Origin of the sequence: Streptomyces sp. M41, from assembly GCF_043673425.1 — a bacterium.
Taxonomy (GTDB): Bacteria; Actinomycetota; Actinomycetes; order Streptomycetales; family Streptomycetaceae; genus Streptomyces.
On the sequence record NZ_JBIMKE010000006.1, the window covers coordinates 1 to 23,633 of the forward strand.

A 23,633-nucleotide genomic window follows, 5' to 3' on the forward strand; every position below is an offset into this window, starting at 1 on the left:
TCACCGACAACGGCGGAATCTTCGGACCCGGACGACTCATACCGAACCAACGACGAATCTTCGACTCAGGTCACTAGGTGGCTTTTGTCCGGTGCGGCGAGTGGGCGTGCCGGGCGTCGCGACGCCGCGGAGATTCATCAGAAGGGCCCTAGTCCACGGGCCACGTGTGCGCGGCGGCGTTCAGGTGCATGTAGTCCATGTACGTCCTGGTCATGCGCCGTAGGGCCTCGCCCCGGCCGGAGACGCCGCCCTTCTCCAGCTGGTGCACGGTCTCCGCCTGCCACAGGGCGCCGTTGCGGGCGGTGACGCACCGCTGCTCGACGATGCCGAGCAGGGGCTCGCGCCACGCCGCGTCCATGCCGGCCAGTTCCAGGCCCCGATGGGCCAGGGGCAGCAGTCGGCGCAACACCAGTTCCGTGACGGGCACTTCGCCCATGCCGGGCCAGTACAGACGGGCGTCGATGCCGTCGCGGGCCGCGCTGTGGAGGTTCTCCTCGGCGACCGCGAAGGACATCCGCGTCCAGATCGGCCGGTCCTCGTCGACCAGGGCGCGGGTGAGGCCGTAGTAGAGGGCGCCGTTGGCGATGATGTCGGCCACCGTGGGACCGGCGGGCAGGACGCGGTTCTCGATGCGCAGATGCGGGCCGCTGTCGGTGACGGCGTACACGGGGCGGTTCCAGCGGTAGATCGTGCCGTTGTGCAGCGTGAGTTCGCCCAGTTGCGGCACGCCGCCGCCGTCGAGCGCCGCCTGCGGGTCCTCGTCGTCGCACAGGGGCAGCAGCGCCGGGAAGTAGCGCACGTTCTCCTCGAACAGGTCGAAGACGCTGGTGATCCACCGCTCCCCGAACCACACCCGGGGTCGTACGCCCTGGGCCTTGATCTCCTGGGGGCGGGTGTCGGTGGCCTGCTCGAACAGGGGGATACGGGTCTCGCGCCAGAGTTCCCGGCCGAAGAGGTAGGGCGAGTTGGCCGCCAGGGCGATCTGGACGCCCGCGACGGCCTGGGCGGCGTTCCAGTAGGCCGCGAAGTCCTTCGGGGAGACTTGGAGGTGGAACTGCGTGCTGGTGCAGGCGGCCTCGGGGGTGATGGTGTCGGCGTACGTCGACAGACGTTCGACGCCGTCCACCGTGATCCGCAGGTCCTCGCCGCGGGCCGCGAAGATCTGCTCGTTGAGCAGCTTGTAGCGCGGATCGCCGGACAGGCCCGTCTCGTCGACGTGTCCCTCCCCCAGGGTCGGCAGAATGCCGACCATGATCAGGTGCGCGCCCACCGCCGCGGCGCGGTCCTCGGCGTGGTTGAGCGCGTCACGGATCGCCTGCTCCCAGGCGCCGGGGCCGCCGGTGGTCAGCTCCCGGGGCGGGATGTTGATCTCCAGGTTGAAGCGGCCGAGCTCGCTGGCCCAGGCGGGGTCGGCGATGGCCTGGAGGACCTCGGTGTTCCGCATCGCGGGCAGGCCGTCGTCGTCCACCAGGTTGAGCTCGATCTCCAGCCCGACCCGGGGCCGCTCGCTCTCGAAGGTCGACTCCCGCAGCATCTGCGCCAGCACATCGAGGCAGGTGTGCATCTTCTCGCGGTACTGGCGGCGATCCTCCCGCGTGAACACCCGGGCCGGCACATCGCGTCCCATCGCGCCCTCCGAGTCCCCTCGGCGGATACCTCTGGTCCCAGCGTCGCACCTCGGGCCGCGGGCGAACAGTCGACGGCGTGACGGCCACCGCCCGGCTGCCCGCACAGGAACCCGGACTCCGTGCCGAACCCACCCCACCACGGTTCGATTTAGGTTAGCCTAAGCTAACAATCGAGCTGGGGGGATCGACGATGACGGTACGGGGTGCGACGGCCGAGGACACCGGCCGGGGTGGACCGGGCCCGGCGGGACGGCTCCGGGGCGGCGTGGTCGTCGTGAAGTACGGCGGGAACGCCATGGTCGACAGCGGCCTCCAGCGGGCGTTCGCCCAGGATGTCGTGGAGCTGCGGCGGGCGGGGCTGCGGCCCGTCGTCGTGCACGGTGGCGGGCCGCAGATCAGCGCGATGCTCGACCGCCTCGGCCTGGAGACCCGTTTCGAGGCCGGCCTGCGGGTGACCACCCCCGAGGCCATGGACGTCGTACGCATGGTGCTGACGGGCCGCGTGCAGCGCGAGCTGGTCGGCCACATCAACGCCCACGGGCCCCTGGCGGTGGGCCTGACGGGCGAGGACGCGCACACCATGACCGCGGTCCGCCGGCCGGCGCTGGTGGACGGCCGGCCGGTGGACATCGGCCTCGTCGGGGACGTCGTCGCCGTGAACCCGGGCACGGTGCACGCCCTCCTGGAACAGGGGCGGATCCCCGTGGTCTCCCCCGTGGCCCGCGGTGAGGACGGGCAGATCTACAACGTCAACGCCGATCTCGCGGCGTCCGCGCTGGCCGTGGCCCTCGGCGCCGACCGGCTTGTCGTGCTCACCGATGTCGAGGGGCTGTACGCGAACTGGCCGCACAGCACCGAAGTGATCGACCGTCTGACGGCTCATGAGCTGCACGAGCTGATACCGAGCCTGGCGAGCGGCATGCTGCCGAAGATGGAGGGCTGCCTGCGAGCCGTCCGGGGCGGCGTGGGCCGGGCCCAGGTGCTCGACGGCCGTGTGCCGAACTCGTTGCTGCGGGGCGCCCTGGACGACACCGGCACAGGCACAGGCACCACCGTGGTGCCGGACCAGGAGCCGGACGGCCGGGGCGACGCGGCGCGCGAGGCGACGGCGTCACCGGCCGGCTGACCCGAGGCGCCAGCGCCCTCACCGCACAGCGGGGACGGTCGGGGTCAGGGCGCGGGCGAGAAGGCGGGCGTTGCGCCTCGGATCCAGGGACTCCACCCATGAGGCGGGCGCCTGACGCGCGCTCGTCGGCGCGAACCCGTGCCGGAGGAACAGCCGGCCGTCACCGGTGGTCGCCGTGAACAGGGCGCCCAGAGACTGGGCACGTGCTCTCGCCAGCGCGGCACGCAGCAGCCGGGCGCCCGCTCCGCAGCCCTGCCGGTGCCGGGCCACGCAGAAGTTGTACAGAACTCCTGACGGGCCGTGGGGATGCACCGACTCAGGGTGCACCCGCAGGCCGAGGCACCCCTCGAGAGTGCCGTTGAGGTCCTCCGCCACCACGAAGTCGGCCGCTTGGGCGGCGTAGAGCGAGGCCGGGCGTTCGCGCAGCGCCCCGGAGCGCACGAACGGCCGGGACAATGCGGCCAGTTCGACGGCGTCCGCCGGGCGGGCGGTACGCACGCCGGGCGCCCCCGCCGGACGTGCCTGCGGACGCTGAGGGGCGGGGCTGGGAGCAGCCGTGGTCAAGGCTTCCTTCCTGAGGTCCACGCGGCACGGGAGAGGCGACCCTCGGCCGGGTCAGGCGTCCTGGGAGGCCGCGAGGGACCGGGGGCGCAGATCGGTCCAGTGGGACTCGACGTAGGCGAGGCAGGCGTCCCGCGTGTTCTCGTCGAATACGATCGTCCAGCCCCCGGGCACCGCGGCGAAGGACGGCCAAAGGGAGTGCTGGCCCTCGTCGTTGACAAGAACCAGGAAACGGCCTTCGTTGTCGTCGAACGGGTTGGTGCTCATTCTCGGAAGCCTCCTCGGGAATGGATGGCGTGATCTAAATTAGGTTAGCCTTGCCTAATTCTGTGAGCCTAGTCTTTCCTGCTTTTCCTCACAAGGAGACGTTCATGCGCCTGGCCGATCCGGAGATCGCCCTCGTCGAGTTCGGACTGCCCGGCGAACCCGGCACGGAGGAATTCTGGGCCGCTGCCGGAGCCCCCGTATCGGTGCCGGCCGACGGGGGTGGCTGGGTGACCTTGTTCCTGTGGCGGGGCTGCGCGGCGAGCATCGGCTTCGAGAGCGGGCCGGCGCCGATGCCACTGCGCCGGTGGGGCGACACGGACTGCTGGTACGCCCAGGTGCGGATGCCCGCGCGGCTTCGGGCGACGTACCAGTTCCTGGTGGGGGACATGGCGTACGCCGATCCGTTCAACCCGGCCGGCGCGGGCGGTGACCGGTCCATCGCCGCGACACCGGACGCCCCGGCGCAGCCGCACTGGCCCCTCGTCGGCGCGGCCGACGTGCTGCCCCTCCCGGCCACCCGGATCCGCTGGGCCAGTGATCTGCTCGGCGGGCGGCGCACCGTGCGCGTCCATCCGGCGGGCGGTGGCGGACCGGTGGTGCTGCTGCTCGACGGCGACGACTGGCTGTATCTGCACCCGGCCATGAGCGCCTTCGACTCGGCCGTCGCCGCCGGCGAGATGCCCGCCGTCACGCTCGTCTTCCTCCCTGCCAAGGACCGCGAGGCCGAGTACACCTGCCGGCCGCGGCTGTGGGAGGCCGTGCGGGACGAACTGCTGCCGCTGGTGCTGGAGTCGGGCGTCCCGGCGGACCCGGCGCGGCTGGTGGCCGTCGGGCAGAGTCTCGGCGGGCTCAGCGCCCTGTACGCCGCGCTGGAGTTCCCGGAACTGGTCTCCCGCGTCGCCTGCCAGTCGGGGTCGTTCTGGTGGACGCCGGAGGCGATCGGGCGGCCGGATCCGCTGGGCGGTCCGGTGGGCGGCGCCCTGGCCGCGCGGCTGCGGGAGCGGCCCGACCTGTCCGGGCTGCGGATCGCGTTCGACGTCGGGGAGCACGAGATGCGGATGCTGCCCCACTGCGAGCTCACCGAGACGCTGACCGAACAGGCCGGTGCGACCGTACGGGTGTCGCGTTCGGCGTCCGGGCACGACCGGGCGGGCTGGCGTCAGGCCCTGCTCAGGGATGTCGCCTGGGCCCTCGGATAGGCGGTTCCGGGGCGGCTCGGGACCGCCCCCGGAACCCTTGCGCGAGGTCAGCGCGCCACCGCCAGGCAGTACCCCTCGTCATGGGCGAGGAGGTTGCGGTGCGTGTCCTCGGCCGTGATGACACCGTCGTCCAGGACGAGGACCCGGTCGGCGGCGTCCAGCAGGGCCGGGCTGCTGGTGATGACGAGCGTGGTGCGGCCCCGGCGCAGCTTGGCGACATTGCGGGCGATGAGCTGTTCGGTGACGGCGTCGACGGCGGTCGTCGGGTCGTGCAGGACCAGGACATCGGTGTCGGCGGCCAGCGCCCGCGCCAGGGACAGCCGTTGACGCTGGCCGCCGGAGAGATTGGCGCCGCGGTCGCGGACCGCGTAGTCGAGCCCCTCGCGGTGCAGGGCGACGACATCGGTGAGCATGGACGCCTCGACGGCCTCGTGGACCGTCCGGCCGGTGCCCGAGGGGTCGATGTTGGAGCGCAGGGTGCCCGCGAAGATCTCCCCGTCGTACGGGTGCACCAGCAGGTGCGCGCGGACCGCCTCGATCGACAGGTCGGCGAGCGGCTGCCCCGCGACCCGTACCTCGCCCTCGTACGCGGCGGGCGGGACGTTCACCGCCAGGACGGCCGCGAGGTCGGCCGCCGCACGGGGCTGGTAGGCGGCGATCGCCACGAACTCCCCGGCGGACACCTGGAACTGCAGCTTGCGCAGACTGCCGTGCCGGACACAGTCGACCTCCAGTTTCCCGCCCGGCGCCGGTAGCCCTGCCCCCGGGGTCATCACCGGCGGCGCGCTCAGGACCAGCGCCATGCGCTCGGCCGACGCGCGCGCGATCATCACGTACTTGGGCATCTCGGAGAACAGCTTGAGCGGTTCGATGATGAACTGCGCCAGCCCGACGGCCATGACGAATTCCCCGATGGTGATGCGGCCGGCGAACGCCAGCCAGCCCGCCAGCAGGGTCACCGCCGCGGCGAGGACGGCGTTCAGGGCCAGCGCGGTGCCCGCGTAGACGCCGCCCACCTTGGCGACGGTGACCGCCTGATGCTTCGCCTCCGTGCTGACCGCCCGATAGGACCGGAAGGCGGCGTGGTTGCCGCCGAAGCCGTGCAGCGGGCGCAGGCCGATGATGAGGTCGGCGACCTTGGCGCCGGCCCGGGCCACCCGGGCCTGCTGTTCCTGTGTGCTCGCCCCGATCCGCTTGGACATCACGCTCAGGATCGACAGGATCGCGACGGTTCCCACGATCACCAGCAGCCCGAGCCTGAGGTCGGCCAGGCCCAGCGCGACCGCCGCGACCAGCACGGCGACCAGCGAGCTGATCAGCAGGGGCACCACCTCGATGATGTCGGCGGTCTGGTCGGCGTCCTCGGTGGCGATGGTCAGCACCTCGCCGGACTTCAGGTCCATGTCCCGGGCCACCGGCTGCAGGCCGCAGGCGGCGACCTTCACCCGCCATCGGTGCGCCTCGGTGGTGTTGGCCTTCTGGAGGATGCGCATCCCGAACCGCCACGACAGGGACACCGTCGTGATGATCACGGCCAGCGCCGCGATGGACAGGCCGAGGGCGGTGGGGGTGCGGTCCCGCATCGTGTGCTCGACGATCATGCCGAGCGCGATCGGGAAGGCGGTCTCCCCCGCCTGGTACAGGCCCATGAGGAGGGTGCCGCCGGCCATGGCGCCGACGTTGCGGCGCAGGGCGGTGCGCAGGATGTCGGACCCCGTGCGGGGCCGCTGGGTGTCAGGAGTTGTCATCGAGGTGGCGGGCAATCGCTTCCGGGGTGCGCAGGGTGAACAGGTCACGGATCGTGATCACTGGGCCGAACTCGCGGCGGAGCAGCCCGATCAGCCGTACCGCCAGCATGGAGTGTCCTCCGAGGGACACGAAGTCGCTCACCGCGCTCACCTCGTCGTCGTCCAGGTCCAGTGCCTCGGCGAAGTACTCGCACACCACGGTCTCGGTCTCGGTCCGCGGTCCCCGCTCCTCGACCGTGGTCAGCGCGCCCAGCGGTTTGGCCTGGGGCAGCGCCTTGGTGTCAGCCTTCCCGTTCACCGTCAGCGGGATGCTGTCGACCTGGGCGTAGTGCGTGGGACGCAGGAAGTCCGGCAGGGCGACGCCGACGTCGGTGGCGACGGCCGGCAACTCCGCCCCTTCCAGGACCAGATAGGCGGCCAGTCGATACGCCCCGTCGACCTGCGGGTCGGGCTGGGCGACGGCGGCGACGAACCGCACCGCCGGATGCGCGGCGAACGCGGCCTCGACCTCGCCGAGTTCGACACGGTGACCGCGGATCTTGACCTGCTGGTCGGTGCGGCCCAGGTACATCAGGTTGCCGTCGGTCCGGCGGACCACCAGGTCACCGGTGCGGTACATGCGCTCGCCGGGAGCGCCGAACGGGCAGGCGACGAAGCGGTGCGCGGTCTGGGCCGACTGCCCGAGATAGCCGCGCGCGATGCCGACACCGGACACGTACAGCTCGCCGGGCACGCCGTCCGGGAGGGGCCGCAGCCAGGGATCGAGCACGTACACGTCGGTGTTGTCGATCGCGACGCCCACCACCGGGTCCGCGCACTCGAAGGTGCCGACGCCGAGGGTGTTGATGGTGTACTCGGTGGGTCCGTACAGGTTGTAGCCGACCGTGCCCTCGGTCTCGGCGAGTCGCTGCCACAGCGTCGGGGTGACGGCCTCGCCGCCCAGCAGCACCAGCGGCGGCCGGCGTTCCGGGTCGTCGAGCAGACCCTCGGCGACCAGTTGCTGCGCGTAGGTCGGGGTCACGTTGACGACGTCGATCCCGTGCTCCAGGCAGTACTCGACCAGGCGGGGCGCGTCACGGCGCAACTCCTCGTCGCAGATGTGCACTTCGTGGCCGTCGGCGAGCCACAGCAGCTCCTCCCACGACATGTCGAACGCGAACGACACGGTGTGCGCGATCCTGAAGATCCGGTGGCCGTTCTCCGCCAGCACCGGCTCGAAGATCCGGCGCTGATGGTTGATCAGCATGTTGGTCAGTCCCGCGTACTCGGTCACCACGCCCTTGGGCTTCCCGGTCGAGCCGGAGGTGTAGATCGTGTACGCCGGATGCCGCAGCCGGTCCGGGTCGTCCGGCGCGAACGTCACGAAGGGCTCGGCCTCGGGCAGTGGCCGGTCGAGCTCGATCAGCTCCCCGGACAGCCCGGTCAGCCGGGGCGACACGGCGCTCACCGTGAGGATGACGTCCGGGCGGGCGTCGTCGACGATCGCGGCGATCCGCTCGTCCGGGTGGTCCAGTTCCAGGGGCACGTAAGCGGCGCCGACGCGCAGCACGGCGAACAGCGCCACGATCCAGTCCGGTGAACGCGGGATCGCCAGGCCCACGGTGGTCTCGGGGCCGATGCCCCGCCCGGCGAGCACACCGGCCACCGCACGGCTGCGGTCCCGCAGCCCCGCGAAGGTCATGGTCGTGCCGTGGGCGACGAGCGCGGTCCGCTCCGGGGCGCGGTCGGCCGCCCGGTCGAAACGGTCGACGACGGTGTCCGTGCCGACATCCGTGCGCTCGCCCGGGACCGGCACCGGCCCGAGGCCCGGCAGTGCGCCGACCGGTCCGGTGGCCCGGGCCAGGTCGTCGAGCACTCGCAGGTAGTCGTCGAGGAGACGACGGGCGTTGTCGGTGTCCTCGTCCCGGTACTCCAGCTTGACCGTGAGCCGGTCGCCGGGGGTGACGACCCAGGTGAACGGATAGTGGGTGGAGTCGTCGGCCTGCACCGAGGTGATTCCGTGCCGGGAGTTCATCTCGGCGAACGCGTCCAGGTCCAGGAAGTTCTGGAGCACGAACAAGTTGTCGAACAGGGTGTCGTGGCCGCTGGCCCGCTGGATCTCGCCGAGCCCCAGATGCTCGTGCTCCATCGCCTCCACCCGGGCCGTCTGCACGGCCGACAGATAGGCGCGCACCGAGTCGTCCGGCCGGGCCCTGGTCCACATGGGCACGGTGTTGAGCAGCACACCCACGATGTCGGACAGGCCCTCGCCGTCCCGGCCCGAGACGGTCACGCCGAACACCGCGTCGGCACGGCCCGTGTGGGCTCCCAGCAGCAGGCCGAACGCGCCCGTGAGCACCGAGTTGAGCGTGACGCCGTGCGTCTTGGCCGCATCCCGCAGCAGGTCGGAGCTCTCGGCGGACAAGGTATGGACCAGGGCGCGCGGGAGGTCGTCCGACAGCTGCGGCGCCGGTCCGGCGAGCAGCGTCGGGCCGGGGAGGGCGGCCAGGTGGTCCGCCCAGAACCGCTCCGACACCGCGGCGTCCTTGGCGTCGAGTGCCCTTGCGTGGTCCTCGAAGCTCGGGGTGGCCGGGGCGGGGTCGAGCGGTTCGCCCGCGACGAGCGCCTGGTAGGCGTCGAAGAGGTCCCGCAGGACGATCTCGCGGGACCAGCCGTCCCACAGCAGCAGGTGGTAGCTCAGCAGCAGGCCGTCGCGGTCGTCGGGCAGCCGCACCACGGTCAGCCGGATCAGCGGCGGTTCACCCGGGTCGAACCCCGTGTCGCGGTCCCGGGCGCGCAGCGCGTCGACCTCGGCGTCCGTCGACAGCTCGATCGTGCGGACGTCGACGCGCCGGCCGGCCTTGAGGACCTGAACCGGGTTGCCGTCGGTGTCGGTGGTGAAGCCGGCGCCGACGACCGGGTGCCGGGCGATCACGTACGCCATCGCGTCGGACAGCGCGTCGGTGTCCAGGCGCCGGTCGAAGGTGAACCAGCTCTGCGCGACGTAGTGTCCGGCCGAACCCGCCATCTGGGCCTGGAAGAACAGGCCGCGTTGGAGAGGGGTGACCGGTGCGGTGCGCTCGGCCAGGGCGCAGGCGTCGGCGATGTGCTCCAGTGCGTCGCGCCAGTGCTCCGTGAGCGTGTCGGGGATGCCCTCGGCGAGGGTGAACTGCGTGTGCAGGCTCCCCGTGGTCTCGTCGAGCCAGGCGTTTACCTCGACCGCGTAAGGGCTGCCCAGTTCGGCGCCGGTGATGTGCACCGCCTGGGCCTCGCTGCCCCGGCCGAGGTAGTTGAACAGCACCTGCGGGCGGGCGTCGAGCAGCGGGGCCGTCTGGGGGTCGAGGTACCTGAGGCGGCCGTAGGCGACGTGTGCGCGCTCGTCGGGCTGGCGTGCGGCGACTTCGTGTGCCGCCGCCACCGGGTCGGTGTGCGCGGTGAGGCGTACGGGGGCGATGGCGGTGAACCAGCCGACGGTGCGGGTGTAGTCGTGGTGTTCGAGCGCAGGGACACGGCCGTGCCGCTCCAGTTCGATCGCGAGATCGGTGGGCGCGGGCTGGATCCGGGTGAGCGCGGTGCGCAGGGCGCCGCACAGCAGCTCGGTGAGGCCGACGCCGAGGGCGGTGGGGGCGGTGCGCGTCACGCGGTCGCTCGCCTCGGGCGGGAGGACGACGGTCGTCTCCCGCAGGGCTTCGACGGCGGGCAGCAGGGGGGGCGCCTGGAGTGTGGTGATCCAGTGCCCGAGATCATCGAGCGCGTCGGCGGACGGGAGGTGGAGTGCTTCGGCGTACTCGGCGTAGGAGGTGGTCGGTGCCGCGAGGGTCTGCCCGCGCAGCGCGGCGGCCAGGTCGTCGAGCAGAATGAGCCAGGACACCGAGTCCACGGCGAGGTGGTGCACGGTGACCACCAGGGTGCGGCTGGGCTCCAGCCACGAGAAGGCGACGACCTGACCGGACTCGGGGTCGAGGCGTCCCGCGGCCTCGTTCGCGGCGGTCGTCGCGTCGGCGGCCGGGTCCGGCCGTACGACGGTGATCTCGCGGGCCGGTTCGGTGCTGAGCGCCCATACGCCGTGCTCGACGCGCAGCCGCAGCCGCAGCGCCGGATGGGCGGCCACTACGGCGTTCGCGGCACGCCGGGCATCCGCGAGCCCGGCGCCCTCCGGGGCCACCAGTGCCCTGGCCTGGGCGAACCGGGCGAGTGAGCCGCCGAGTTCGCGCTGGCGCAGGATGATCGGCGTGGGCTTCAGCGGCCCGTCCTCGCGGCGGGCGACCTGCGGGGGCGTCGCCGGGGTCTCCTGGGCGCGGGTCCCGGCCTGCTCGGCGAGGGCGCGGGGCGTCCGCAGCAGGAAGACGTCCCGGGGTGTGATCGTCAGGCCGAGGGCGCGGGCCCGGTTGACCACCGTGATGGCGACGATGCTGTCGCCCCCGGCCCGGAAGAAGTCGGTGTCGCCGTCCACTTCGGCGCCGGGCAGCGTCTCGGTGAAGATGCCGGTGTACGCGTCCAGCGCGGAGTCGCTCACCGCCGCGGGCGCCTCGTCCCGCGCGGCCCGCTCGGTCAGGGCCTTGCGGTCCAGCTTGCCGTTGACCGTGAGCGGCAGCGCCTCGACCGCCAGGACGCGGCCCGGCACCATGTGCGCGGGCAGCTTCGCCGACAGCAGGCCGGCGAGGTCCGCGGGCACCCGGCCCACGACATGCGCGACCAGGTGATCGCCGCTGCCCGCCACGGTCACCGCGGCGTCGACGACCCCGTCGAGCTCCCTGATCGCCGCCTCGACCTCGCCCGACTCGATCCGGAATCCCTTGAGTTGGACCTGGTCGTCGGCGCGGCCGACGAACTCCAGCTCACCGTCGAGCGTACGGCGGGCGAGGTCGCCCGTGTGGTACATCCGCGAGCCGTCGCCCGCGAAGGGGTTCGCCACGAAACGGCCGGCGGTGAGGCCCGGCCTGCCCAGATAGCCGAGCGACACCTGGTCCCCGGCGACGTAGATGGCGCCGATGCGGCCCGGCGGCACGGGCCGCAGCCGGTCGTCCAGAAGGTGGGTGACCAGACCGGGGATCGGGCCGCCGATCGGGCTGACGTCGGCGCCGGAGGCGAAGTCCTCGTCGGTCAGCACTCGATGGGTGACATGGACGGTGGTCTCGGTGATGCCGTACATGTTGACCAGCTCGGGCGAGCCGGTGCCGTGCCGCTCCACCCAGCCGCGCAGCCGCCCGAGGTCGAGCGCCTCGCCGCCGAAGACGATCCGGCGCAGGGCGGGCAGCGGCCGGCCGTCGAGCCGGTCGGCCTCGGCGAACTGGTAGAACGCCGACGGGGTCTGATTGAGCACGGTCACCCGGCGCTCCCGGACCAGCCGGTGGAAGTCGACCGGGGAGCGCGTCAGCCCGTACTCCGGCAGCAGCAGCTCACCACCGTGGGCCAGCGCGCCCCACAGCTCCCAGACCGCGAAGTCGAAGGAGAAGGAGTGGAACTGGACCCACACGTCCTGGGGGCCGAAGTCCATGTCCGGCTGGGTGTTGGCCAGCAGGGTCACCACGCTGGAGTGCGGCACGACGACGCCCTTGGGGCGGCCGGTGGAGCCGGAGGTGTAGATGACGTAGGCAGGGGTGTGCCAGTCGGCCTCGGGGGCGGGCTCGGCGGCGTCCGCCGGTGCCGACTGCTCTCCCTGGACGAGCACGCGGGCCGAGACACCCGCCCGGGCCAGCAGCCCGGTGAAGCGGTCGCGCTGCTCGCGGTCGACGAGGACGACCTGCGGGGCGGCGTCGGTGAGGATGTACTCCAGTCGTTCGTCCGGGTACGCCAGATCCAGCGGCACATAGGCGCCGCCCGCGCCGACGACCGCGACCAGGGCGACGACCTGCTCCAGGGACCGCGGCACGGCGACGGCGACCCGCTTGCCCGGCCCGACCCCGGCCGCGCGCAGCACGGCTGCCAACTCGGCCTTCGCCGTGACCAGTTCGCCGTAGCTGAGGGACCTGGTGGTGCCGTCGAGCGCGCACTGGGTGACGGCGATGGCGGCCGGGTCGCGCCGCGCGGCGGCGTCGAACAGCCCGCCCAGCGTCGTGGGGGCGATCGGCACGGGCGGCCGGCCGCTCACGGTCACCGCTTCGGCGACCGGGGCCTCGGGTCGGGTGAGGAGGGTGGTGAGGGCCGAGGTGAACCCGCGCAGGATCGCCTGGGCGCTCTCCTCCCGGAGCAGCTCACCGTCGTAGATCAGGTTGAAGCGCGGGCGGCCGTCGAGGGCGCGCTCCACCACCAGGGTCAGCGGGTAGTGCGGGGCGCCCTCGTTGACGAGCTCCGTGATGGCGAGGGTGTCGCCGGGCCGCCGCAGGCTCTCGACCTCGGTGGCCACGTCGAAGACGACCAAGGTGTCGAAGAGAGAACCGGCGTCGGCCTGCCGGCCGATCCTCGCCAGTGAGACGTGCTGGTGCGGCAGTACCGCGCTCTGGTGTTCACGGACCGAGGTGAGCAGGTCCTGCGCGGTGGTGTCGTCGGACCAGCAGACGCGTACGGGAATGGTGTTGATGAACAGGCCCACCATGTCCTCGATGCCGGGCACATCGGCGTCCCGTCCGGACACCGTGGAGCCGAACACCACGTCCGTGCCGTGCAGGATGCCGCCGAGCGTCACCGCCCAGGCGCTGTGCACGGCCACGCTCAGCGGAACTCCGGCCGCGCGTGCGGCGGCGTCGATGTCGTCGTCCGGCTCCAGGGCGATGTCGGCGAACCGGTCGGACGGGGTGTGCCCTTCGGCGACCAGCGAGGGGCCGGGCAGTCCGGCGAGCTGCTCCCGCCAGACGCGGTCGCTCTCGTCGCCGTCCCGTGCCGCGAGCCATCCGACGTAGTCGGCGAAGCCGCCGCGCGGGTACACGGTCCCCGGCGCGTGGTATTCGGCCAGCAGCGCGCGGAGCAGCGGTGGCACGGACCAGCCGTCGGCGACGATGTGATGGACGGTCTGCACGAGGACGTCACGGCCGGGCCCGCCGCGGATCAGGGTGTATCGCATCAGCGGACCGGCTGCCAGGTCGAAGCCGGCTCGGCGGTCCCGCTCGGCGTAGGCGCGTATCTCGTCGTCGGTGATGCCGGGGCGGTCCAGGGTGCTGAAGGGCGCCCGCACGCCGCTCTCCAGTACGGAGACCACCCTGCCGTCGGCGAGGGCGACGAACCGTGCGGCCAGGTTCGGGTAGCGGTCGAGCAGCCGGGTGGCCGCAGCGGCGAGCCGGTCGGCGTCCACCTCGCCGCCCAGGGTGAGCAGTTGCTGCTCGACATAGGCGCCGGCCGAGTCGTCGTCGTAGACGGAGTGGAAGTACAGGCCCTCCTGCAACGGGGTCAGCGGCAGGACGTCCCGCAGCGCCGGACCGTCCAGGCTGTCCACGTCGGCCTGGGTGAGCGGTACGAGACCGAAGTCGCTGGGGGTGTGGCCGCCCTGGGGGTCGAGGGCGGCCAGGGCGGCGAGGGTGGTGCGGAAGTACCCGCCGAGGGTCGTGATGTCCTCGTCGGAGAACATCCCCTCGGGCCAGGAGATGGTGGTGACCAGCTCGTACTCACCGTTCGCGGCGGGTTCGGCGATCGCGTTGAACTCCAGGGGGCGCGGCAGCCGCATCCGCGGGTCACGCTTCTCGCCCAACTGCCCTGTGGTGCGCGCGAGTTGCCAGTCGACGGATGATCCCGCGTCGAAGCGGCCCAGGTAGTTGAACAGCACCTGCGGTGCCGGTGCGTCGAACTCGGTGTGGGTCAGGTGGCGCAGGGCACCGTAGGAGACGCCGTTGTCGGGGACCCTCGCGAGGTCCTCCTTGACGGCCTTGAGCGCGGCGATCAGATATTCGGGTGCGGTGAAGTCGCCGGCCGAGCCGGGGTCCACGGTCACCGGGAACAGGGTGGTGAACCAGCCCACGGTCCGCGCGAGGGCGGGCTCGAACCCGGCGGAGTCCGCCACGAACTGTCCTTCGCGCCCGTGGCCCTCCAGCTCGATGTGCGCGAAGGTCTGCTCCTGCCCCAGATCGCGTCGCCGGCGGGCGAGGGCGACGGCGAGTGCGGTCAGCAGTACGTCGTTGACACCGGCGTGGAACTTCGCGGGAAGCTCGCCCAGCAGTGCGGCCGTCACCTCGGGGCCGACCGTGACGGTCCGCAGCCGCTCGTTCGCGACGGTGTCGGTCTCGGACAGGGGGCGTCGGCCGACCGGCCGGTCCTCGCCTGGCAGGGGACGCCGGTAGTAGGAGCTGTCGGCGTCGAACGCGGCGCGCTCCAGCAGCTGTGTCCAGCGCCGGAACGAGGTGCCCACCGGGGGCAGTTCGACGGGTGTACCGGCGGTGTGCTGCCGCCAGGCGGTGGCCAGGTCCTCCATCAGGACCCGCCAGGACACACCGTCGGTGACCACGTGGTGGGCGACCAGGACCAGCTGTCGTGCCTCGCGGCGCCAGACGGCCCGCAGCATCACGCCGGCGTCCGGGTCCAGTGCCTCGGTGGCGAGCGCGACGCAGTCGTCGAGCGGCAGGTCGCTCTCCTGCCATCCGGCGGCGGTGTGCTGCGCCGCGGGGATGTCGAAGCTCCAGTACTCACCGCGTACCAGCCGGGCGCGCAGCATGTCGTGGTGCCGGACCACGGCGGTGAGGATCTCGTCGAGAGCGTCCCCGGTCAGGTCCGCCGGCGTGTTCAGGATGACGGACTGGACGAAGCCGTCGATCGCGTCGGTGGTCTCGCCGAGCCACTGCACGATGGGCGACCCGACGACCGTGCCGGTCGCCACGTCACCGTGGTCGGCGGCGGTGACCTCCTCACGGCTCGCGACCGCGGCGAGCGCGCCGACGGTGCTGTGGGTGAAGATCTGGCGGGCCGTGACATGGAGGCCGGCGTCGCGCAGGGCGCTCAGCAGGGAGATGGCGAGGATGCTGTCGCCGCCGAGTTGGAAGAAGTCCTGGTCGACGCCGACCTCGTCGAGCCGCAGCACGGACGCGACCGCCGCGCACACCGCGCGCTCGTCGTCGGTGGCGGGCCGAACGAGCGTGGCCGTCGTGAGGGCGGGTTCCGGCAGCGCGTTGCGGTCCAGCTTGCCGTTGGCGGTGAGCGGGAACTCGCTCAGCACGACGATGTGGGCGGGCACCATGTACTCCACCATGTGCGCGCCGGCCCACGCCTTGACCTCGTCGGCCCGCAGGTCCTCGTGACCGGCGGCCGGGATGACGTATCCGACGAGGTAGGTGCCGCCCGCCGTGTTCTTCCTGGCGACGACGCAGGTGTGCCGTACGCCGGGGTGTTCGGCGAGTCCGACCTCGACGTCCTCGAGCTCCAGCCGCATGCCGCGGATCTTGATCTGGTTGTCGACGCGGCCCAGGAAGTCCAGTGAGCCGTCCGGGGCGAACCGGGCGAGGTCTCCGGTGCGGTACAGCCGGGACCCGTCGTCCGCGAAGGGGTTCGCCACGAAGCGGGAGGCGGTCAGGCCGGGCGCGTTGACGTAGCCGCGGCCCAGGAGGAAGCCGCCGACGTAGAGTTCGCCGCCGACGCCGACGGGGACCGGGCGCAGTTCGTCGTCCAGGACGTACAGCTGGGTGTTGGGGTTGGCCTTGCCGATCGACGTCGACAGGCGTTCTGCTGCGCCCCGGTAGATGATGTGCGAGACACCGATCGTCGTCTCGGCCGGGCCGTAGCCGTGGTACATGGGGATGTCGAGCTTGGTGCGGAACCGCTCGTACAGCTCGGGGGTCAGCACTTCGCCGCCGCACCACACATGCCGCAGGCTGTCCAGCCGTCCGGTGTCGCCGGCGATCTCCAGCAGCACGTCCAGCATGGACGACACCAGATAGGTGAAGGTGACGCGCTGTTCGGCGATCACGCTCAGCAGATGGTGCGGGTCGCGTTCGCCGCCGGGCCGCAGCACCACCAGGCGGGCGCCGGACACCAGCGGCAGGAATATCTCGTTGATGGAGATGTCGAAGGACAGCGGTGCCTTGAACAGCGAGGCGTCGTCGTGTCCGAAGCCCAGGATCTCCTCGACCTGCCACAGCAGGCGCTCGCTGATCGCCTCGTGCCGGATCATCGCGCCCTTGGGCCGGCCGGTCGACCCGGACGTGAAGATGACGTAGGCGAGGGCGTTGCCGTCCACCGCCACGCCGGTGCCGTGTGCCTGGTGGGAGCCGAAGCGCCAGTCGGCCAGGTCGACGGCCACGGCCGCCGGTTCGCCCGGCGCGCTCTCGCCGGTGTCGTTGAGCTGGAGGACGACTCGGGCGTCCTCGATGACCACGGCCCGGCGCGCGGCCGGCCACTGCGGGTCCAGCGGTACGAAGGCGCAGCCTGCCTGAAGCACACCGAGCAGACCGATCACCATGTCGGCGGAGCGGCCGAGGGATATGCCGACGACCTGTTCGGCGGTGAGGCCGCGCTCGATCAGATGGTGCGCCAACTGGCTGGAGAGTTCGGCGGCTTGACGGTACGTCAGTGACCGGTGCTCGTCGACGACGGCGACGGCGTCCGGCCGGTTCCGTGCCTGCTCGTGGAACATCTCCACGATGGTCGGGCGGACCCGGTCGGCACGGGTGTCGTTCCACCGGGCCAGGGCTTGGAGCCGGGCGGCGGCCCCGGACGGGCCGATGGTGCAGAGGGGGCGGTCCGGGAAGTCGGCCAGATCGTCGAGCGCGAGTTGCGCGTCGTCGATGTCCACCCCTCCCGGAACGCTGATGCTCCGGCCGTCCGGCCCGACCTGCCAACCGCCGGGCGCGGCCCCGCCGTTGTCGGCCCATCCGAGGACGTCCGCGAACAAGGTGCCCGGCGTGAGGTCGATGCCCTCGCACCCCTGCCCGGCCGCCCAGTAGGCCAGCCCGATGGCGCATGCTTCGGTGATGGTCCGGTCGGAGTAGTCGCTGGTCCGCCCGCGTACGTCGGCCAGGCGAGCGGGAGAAAGCCGTACGAGACGAGCGCTCGGTTCCATCATCGAAGACTCAGCACCCTTTCAAGGAAACGAAAGCAAGCCCAACTTAGCCTAGGCTTACCTAACTACCCTCGCGCCATGCCTGCCACAGCCGCGCATACCGGCCGCCCAGGGCCACCAACTCCTCGTGAGTCCCCTGCTCGACGACGCGGCCCGCGTCCAGGACGGCGATCCGGTCCGCCGCCATCGCCTGGGTCAGCCGGTGGGCCACGAACAGGGTGGTCCGGCCCGCGCAGGCGGCGAGCACCGCTCGTTCCAGCTCGGCGGCGCCTTCGCTGCCGGCCTCGGCGGTCGACTCGTCGAGCACCACCACGGGCGACCGGGCCAGCACCAGCCGGGCCAGGGCGATCTGCGCGACCTTGGTGACGTCCACGCGCTCACCGCCCTCCCCGACCGTGGTGTACAGCCCGTCCGGCAGCGCCTCCACCCATGCGTCGGCGCCCACCGTGCGCAGGGCGTCCATCAGTTCGGCGTCGGTGGCGTCCGGCGCGGACAGCCGCAGATCGTCGGCGAGCGGCCCGGAGAACACATGCGTCTCCTGCGTCAGAATGCTCACCACGGCACGCGCACCGGCCTCGTCCAGTTCCGCGAGGTCGGTCGGCCCGATCCGCACCGACCCGGACTGCGGAGTGCCGATGCCCGCGATCAGCGCGGCCAGGGTCGTCTTGCCCGCACCCGTCGCCCCGACCAGCGCGAGGGAGCCACCGGCCGGGATCGTCAGGTCGACGTCCCGCAACACCGGTTCGTCGGCGCCGGGATAACGGAACGTCAGCCCCCGCACCGTCACCGGATACGAGGCGCCGTCGGCGGGCGCGACGTCCGGGTCGCCCACCAGCCGGGCCTCGGTCTCCTCACCCAGGACCCCGACCAGCCGGGTCAGACTCGCGCCCGACTTCTGCGCCTCGTCGAAGGTGAACATGATCAGGCCCAGCGGGGTGAACAGCCGGTGGAACAGCAGCGGGGCCGCCGACACCTCGCCGAGGCTGGCGGCGCCGGCCTCCAGCAGGGCGTAGCCGACCAGCAGGATCAGTACGAGCCCGATGAACTCGGCGCGGTTCTCCCGGCCGACGAAGCGCCCGAAGAATCGGAACACCTCGATCCCGAGGTCGCGCACCCGCCACGACTCCCGGGTGACCTTGTCACGGAAGTCCTCCTCCAGGCGGTACGCCCGGACGGTGTCGATCCCGTTCAGGCCGCTGATCAGCGCCTGCGCACGGTGCGCCTGGGCCACCCGCTGCTTCTGGTAGAGCGGCGCGGACCGGGGCAGGTACCAGCGCAGGGCCAGCGCGTAGGCGGGCAGCGCGCCGGCGCCGGCGAGGCCGAGCCGCCAGTCCAGGCCGAACATGCCGGCCGTGGCGATGGCGACGAGGACTCCCGCCGAGAACACGGTGGGGACGGCCGTACGGATGCCCTTGGAGATGACGGCCACGTCGTCACCGACCCGGGAGAGCACGTCTCCGCGGCCGACCTCCTCGATCCGGGCGCTGGGCATCCCCAGCACCGCCCGGACGGCGCCTTCCCGCAGCCGGGCGAGCAGATCGGCGCCCAGCCGGCCGATCAGATAGGTCGACACCGCGGTGGCCGCCGCGCCGAGCAGCGCGGCGGCTCCCATCAACACCCCGATGGTGACCAGGATCGAGCGCGATTCGCCCTCGACCACCGCGTCGACCACCTGGCCGAGCAGCAGCACGGGGAGCACCTGGAGCGCTGCTCCCGCCACCGTGGTGAGCACGGTGGCGGTCGTCAGCCAGGGCACCTCGCGGCAGTGCGCCGCGACCCATCGGGTGGCCTCGCGTCCGGTCGCCGTACGCAGGGCCGCCGGGGCGATGCGGATGTCGGTCGCGCTCACACCGCACCCTGGGCGGGTCGAGGACAGGACATGGTGACGGTCATGCTCAGCCGGCCGCGGACTTGACGAGCTCGTCGACCGCGTACGGCATCGACAGCAGCGTGCCCTGGGAGATGGCGGCGCCGACCGCCGGGCCCTCGCTGTCCAGCAGGTAGGAGACGTTGCCCTTCTTCACGGCGTCCAGGTTGGCGAAGAGCTTGAACTTCTTCAGCGCCTCGGTGTCCGCCTTGTCGTTGATGACGAAGATGTGGTCGACGTCGACCAGGTCGACGCGCTCGGGCGAGAGCTTGGTGTAGAAGCTGCCGTCGGCGACCTTGTCGATCTCGGTCTGGTACTTGAAGCCGATGCCCGACACCAGGCGTCCGCGCACATCGGTGGAGGTGAACGGGGCCACCGAGTTCTCGTACCAGGACAGCGCGACGGCGGTCTGGTTCGCGAACGCCGGGTGGTCCTTCTTGGCCTTGTCGAGCTTGCCCTGGATGTCCTCCACCATCTGCTCGCCCTCCTCGGCCTTGCCGAGTGCCTTGGCGATGTGCAGGGCGTTGTCCTGCCAGGGGGCGCTGAACGGCTCCTTCTCGGCCTTGGTGCGGGCCACCGTCGGCGCGATCTTGGAGAGCTTGTCGTAGCCGGCCTGGTCGATCTCGGAGTAGACCGCGACGATCAGGTCCGGGCGCAGGGCGGCGATCTTCTCGTAGTTGGGGCCGGAGTCACCGTTCTTCATGATGACTTCGGGCTTGGTGTCGCCCCACTTGTCCTTCACCCAGGGCCACTGGGTGTTGATGTCGGGGCTCTGGCCCGCCGGGTTCGGATACTGGTCGGTCATGCCGACGGGCTTGATGCCGAAGGCGAGGATGGTCTGGTCGTCGGTGTAGCCGACGGAGACGACCCGCTCGGGGGTCTTGGTGATCTCCGTGGTTCCGAACGCGTGCTCCACGGTGACCGGGAAGGCGCCGGCCGCGGCGGTCGAGTTGCCGTCGCTCGCCTTGTCCGTCGAGTCCGACTCGGAGCCGCACCCCGCGAGGAGTCCGGCACCGAGCGTCGCGGCGGACAGCAGCGCCGCCACCCGCCGCCAGGGCGTCGTACGCGTCGTTCTGTGGAGGAGCATCCGAGAATCCCCTTGCTTGTCGCGCTGTGAGCGCCCTGTCTGAGGGCAGGCAAACGGTATCGCAGCTGGATAAGGTTAGCCTAGCCTAATATTTATAACTTTATGGGGAACTAGGCGAGTTGAACGTGAGTGCGACCGATCGGCACGATCAGCGGCCGGTCGCCCACGGGGTCGTCGATCACCTTGGCGCGCAGTCCGAACGCCTCGTGCAGCAGCTCGGCCGTGATCACGTCACGCGGGTGCCCCTGCGCGAGGACCGAGCCGCCCCGCATCACGACGAGGTTGTCGCTGTAGCGCGTGGCCAGATTGAGGTCGTGCAGCACCATGACCACGGTGCGGCCCGACTCGTGCAGGTCGTTGACCAGGTCGAGCACCTCGACGGCATGTGCCAGGTCCAGGTAGGTGGTCGGCTCGTCCAGCAGCAGCAGATCGGTGCCCTGGGCCAGCGTCATCGAGATCCACACGCGCTGCCGCTGCCCGCCGGACAAGGTGTCGACCGGACGGTCGGCCAGATCGGCCACGCCGGTCATGGCCAGCGCACGCTGGACGACGTCGGCGTCGTCCGAGGACCACTGCCGCAGCCAGCTCTGGTGCGGATGACGCCCCCTGGCGACCAGGTCGGCCACCGTGAGCCCGTCCGGCGCGACCGGCGCCTGCGGCAGCAGGCCGAGCTTCTTCGCCACGTCCCTGGTCCGCAGCTTGGCGATGTCGTCACCGTCGAGGACGACCGACCCCTTGGCCGGCTTGAGTAGCCTCGACATGGTCCGCAACAGGGTCGATTTCCCACAGCCGTTGGGGCCGATGATCGTGGTGATCACGCCGGGCGGTATCGCCACGTCGAGATCGTCGATGACGGTGCGAGCGCCGTACCCGACCGTGACGCCCCTGGCTGCCAGCCGCGAGGCGTCGTCGACCGCGGACTCCACCCCGGTGATGGACTGAGTGACCACAAGGCCCCCTTGTTCAGACTTGCCGACTTCTGGACCGGCTATCTGCGATTGGCCCGCACCAGCAGATAGACGAGGAAGGGACCGCCGATCGCCGCGGTGACCACGCCGACCGGGAGACCGATGGGAAGTGCCGTACGCGCGACCAGGTCGGCGCCGATCAGCAGCAACGCGCCCACCAGGGCGGAGGCCACCAACGGCGGCGTGGGACAGCGGGCCAGCCGCATCGCCACCTGGGGCGCCACCAGCGCGACGAACGGCACGGGACCCGCCGCGCTCACCGCCACGCCGGCCAGCAGGACCGCGCACAGGAGCAGCACCGCCCGCACCGCAGTGAACCGCACGCCGAGGCCCGCGGCGACGTCGTCGCCGAGGTGCATGGGCTTGAACTGGAAGGCCACGACCGCCACGACGACCAGGAGGGCGAGCGTGCCCCACAGCGCCACCCACACCTCGTTCCACTCCCGGCTGTCCAGCGAGCCGACCAGCCAGGCCTGGGCCTGCGCCACGTCCCTGATGTCGGCCGTGGCCAGCAGCCAGGTCGTGATCGACTCCATCACGGCGCTGACCGAGATGCCGATGAGGATGAGCCGCAGGCCCTCGACCCCGCGCCGCCAGGCCAGGAAGTAGACCAGCAGCCCCGTGCCGAGACCACCCGCCAGGGCCGCCGCGGACAGGCCGACGGAGTCGACGATCGCCGCGGCCGTCCCGCCCGACACCGTCACCAGGAACACCGCGGTCGCACTGGCGCCGCTGGTGATCCCCAGGATGTCCGGACTGGCCAGCGGATTGCGCGCGATGGACTGGGTGATCGCCCCGGACACCCCGAGCGCGACGCCCACGACGAGGCCGGCCAGCGCCCGCGGCATCCGCAGATCCATGATCACGAACTCGTCGACCTGCTCGCCCCGGCCGAGGAGAGTGGCGACGACCTGCGGCAGACCGATGGGGAAGTCCCCTACGCCGATGGACAGGCAGAAGACCAGGAAGGTCGCCGCCGCCAGCAGCAGGGTGACCAGGACGACCCAGGGCCGCCACACGAAGGACAGGCCCCCGAGCCGTACACCCGGCGTCAGCGACGGCTCTGCCTCGACCGCGTCCGACTTCACGTCCGCCCCGCCCGGCTGCACGTCCGCCCCGTCCGCCTTCACTTCCGCCCCACTCATGCGTTCTTGAACTTTCCGCGCCAGACCAGCACCGCGAAGAAGGGCGCGCCGAGCAGGGCGACGAGCACTCCGGCGTCCAACTCGCCCGGCCGCACCACCAGTCGGCCCACGATGTCGCAGACCAGCAGGACGACGGCGCCGAGCAGACCGGCGTACGGCACGAGCCAGCGGTAGTCCGGCCCGGTCAGGTAACGGGCCACATGGGCCACCATCAGGCCGAGGAACGCGATCGGCCCGCACGCCGCCGTGGCCGCGCCGGCCAGGAGGGTGATCGCGGCGATGCCGACGGTCCGGGTCAGCGCGATGTTCACGCCGAGGCCGCGCGCCACGTCGTCACCCAGGTTGAGCAGATTGACCGACGGCAATGTGGTGAGCGCCAGCACCAGCCCGGCCACGATGAACCCGGTCACCGGCCAGATGACGTCGAATCCGACGCCGGCCACCGAGCCCGAGTTCCAGAACCGCAGCGCGTTCAGCGACTGCTGGTCCGACAGCGCGACGGCCACGGTCATCGCCGCGAGGAACACCGTGACTCCCTGGCCGGCCAGGGCGAGCGTCAGCGGATTGCCGGCGCCGCGCCCGAGGCTCGCCAGCCCGAAGACCACGACCCCGGAGAGTCCCGCCCCGAGGAAGGCGAACCAGATGTACTGGAAGGGGTTAGAGAGCCCGAACACCGCGATCACCGTCACCACCGCGAAGGAGGCGCCGGCGTTCACCCCCAGCAGTCCGGTGTCCGCGATCGGGTTGCGCGTGTACCCCTGGATCAGCGCGCCGCCGACGCCGAGGGCGATGCCGGCCACGATCGCGAGCACCGTGCGGGGCACCCGGACCGTCTGCACGATGAGCCTGATCTCGGTGAGCCGTTGGTCCGGCTCCGGTGCCGCGAACAGCCCGTGCCACACCTCGGCGGGACTGAGCGCGCGCGCACCGACCGCCAATGACACCGCCCCCGCGGTCACGAGGAGCACCGCGAGGATGCCCAAACCCACAACCCGACGTCTACGGGCCCCAGTTGCGGCCTTGGACGCGGGGCGATCCAGTGCAGTCGTGCCCATGTGGACGTACGTTATCCCTTTGATCAGTGCCGCCACGCCCGCCGAGCGGGATTCGCCGGGCGAGGCGTGGCGATGCGGGCGGCCGAAC

The 23,633-nt window shown here is 71.7% G+C and carries 12 protein-coding genes; 2 read left to right on the forward strand and 10 right to left on the reverse strand.

The features are described 5' to 3' along the window. Positions 1 to 148 precede the first annotated feature (148 nt). Positions 149 to 1,627: a glutamate--cysteine ligase gene (locus tag ACHBTE_RS10175; RefSeq protein WP_394723283.1), complete on the reverse strand. Its 1,479-nt coding sequence runs from the start codon at positions 1,625 to 1,627 to the stop codon at positions 149 to 151. A gap of 191 nt (positions 1,628 to 1,818) precedes the next feature. On the opposite strand from ACHBTE_RS10175, the gene argB reads away from it, so the two are divergent. Next, the gene (argB, locus tag ACHBTE_RS10180; protein ID WP_394723284.1) at positions 1,819 to 2,754 is read left to right on the forward strand and encodes an acetylglutamate kinase; all 936 of its coding nucleotides are present in this window, start codon (positions 1,819 to 1,821) and stop codon (positions 2,752 to 2,754) included. A gap of 18 nt (positions 2,755 to 2,772) precedes the next feature. Here the strand turns inward: argB and ACHBTE_RS10185 are convergent, their stop codons facing one another. Both ACHBTE_RS10185 and ACHBTE_RS10190 read right to left on the reverse strand, forming a co-directional pair. Next, entirely contained in the window at positions 2,773 to 3,318 is a 546-nt protein-coding gene (locus tag ACHBTE_RS10185; protein WP_394723285.1) for a GNAT family N-acetyltransferase, read from the reverse strand. 51 nt (positions 3,319 to 3,369) lie between these two features. Further along, positions 3,370 to 3,582, reverse strand: a complete 213-nt coding sequence (locus ACHBTE_RS10190) for an MbtH family protein (protein WP_394723286.1) — start codon at positions 3,580 to 3,582, stop codon at positions 3,370 to 3,372. A gap of 104 nt (positions 3,583 to 3,686) precedes the next feature. On the opposite strand from ACHBTE_RS10190, the gene ACHBTE_RS10195 reads away from it, so the two are divergent. Next, positions 3,687 to 4,781 carry an alpha/beta hydrolase-fold protein gene (locus ACHBTE_RS10195; protein ID WP_394723287.1) on the forward strand — a complete coding sequence of 365 codons (1,095 nt, stop codon included), beginning with the start codon at positions 3,687 to 3,689 and terminating at the stop codon, positions 4,779 to 4,781. Between the two features lie 47 nt (positions 4,782 to 4,828). Here ACHBTE_RS10195 and ACHBTE_RS10200 read toward each other — a convergent pair whose 3' ends face one another. From ACHBTE_RS10200 to ACHBTE_RS10230, 7 genes are all read right to left on the reverse strand, one after another. Further along, entirely contained in the window at positions 4,829 to 6,529 is a 1,701-nt protein-coding gene (locus ACHBTE_RS10200) for an ABC transporter ATP-binding protein (protein ID WP_394723288.1), read from the reverse strand. Beyond that, positions 6,516 to 17,426: an amino acid adenylation domain-containing protein gene (locus ACHBTE_RS10205; RefSeq protein WP_394723289.1), complete on the reverse strand. Its 10,911-nt coding sequence runs from the start codon at positions 17,424 to 17,426 to the stop codon at positions 6,516 to 6,518. The genes ACHBTE_RS10200 and ACHBTE_RS10205 overlap by 14 nt, the downstream gene beginning before the upstream one ends. A 58-nt stretch (positions 17,427 to 17,484) precedes the next feature. Beyond that, positions 17,485 to 19,272, reverse strand: a complete 1,788-nt coding sequence (locus ACHBTE_RS10210; protein ID WP_394723290.1) for an ABC transporter ATP-binding protein — start codon at positions 19,270 to 19,272, stop codon at positions 17,485 to 17,487. Between the two features lie 46 nt (positions 19,273 to 19,318). Further along, positions 19,319 to 20,377 (reverse strand): iron-siderophore ABC transporter substrate-binding protein, encoded by a 1,059-nt coding sequence (locus ACHBTE_RS10215; protein WP_394723291.1) that lies wholly within the window; start codon positions 20,375 to 20,377, stop codon positions 19,319 to 19,321. A 110-nt stretch (positions 20,378 to 20,487) separates the two neighbouring features. Then, positions 20,488 to 21,327 (reverse strand): ABC transporter ATP-binding protein, encoded by an 840-nt coding sequence (locus tag ACHBTE_RS10220; RefSeq protein ID WP_394723292.1) that lies wholly within the window; start codon positions 21,325 to 21,327, stop codon positions 20,488 to 20,490. A 38-nt stretch (positions 21,328 to 21,365) separates the two neighbouring features. Further along, the gene (locus tag ACHBTE_RS10225) at positions 21,366 to 22,490 is read right to left on the reverse strand and encodes a FecCD family ABC transporter permease (protein WP_394723293.1); all 1,125 of its coding nucleotides are present in this window, start codon (positions 22,488 to 22,490) and stop codon (positions 21,366 to 21,368) included. Next, positions 22,487 to 23,545 carry a FecCD family ABC transporter permease gene (locus ACHBTE_RS10230; RefSeq protein ID WP_394723294.1) on the reverse strand — a complete coding sequence of 353 codons (1,059 nt, stop codon included), beginning with the start codon at positions 23,543 to 23,545 and terminating at the stop codon, positions 22,487 to 22,489. The genes ACHBTE_RS10225 and ACHBTE_RS10230 overlap by 4 nt, the downstream gene beginning before the upstream one ends. Between the last annotated feature and the right edge of the window lie 88 nt (positions 23,546 to 23,633).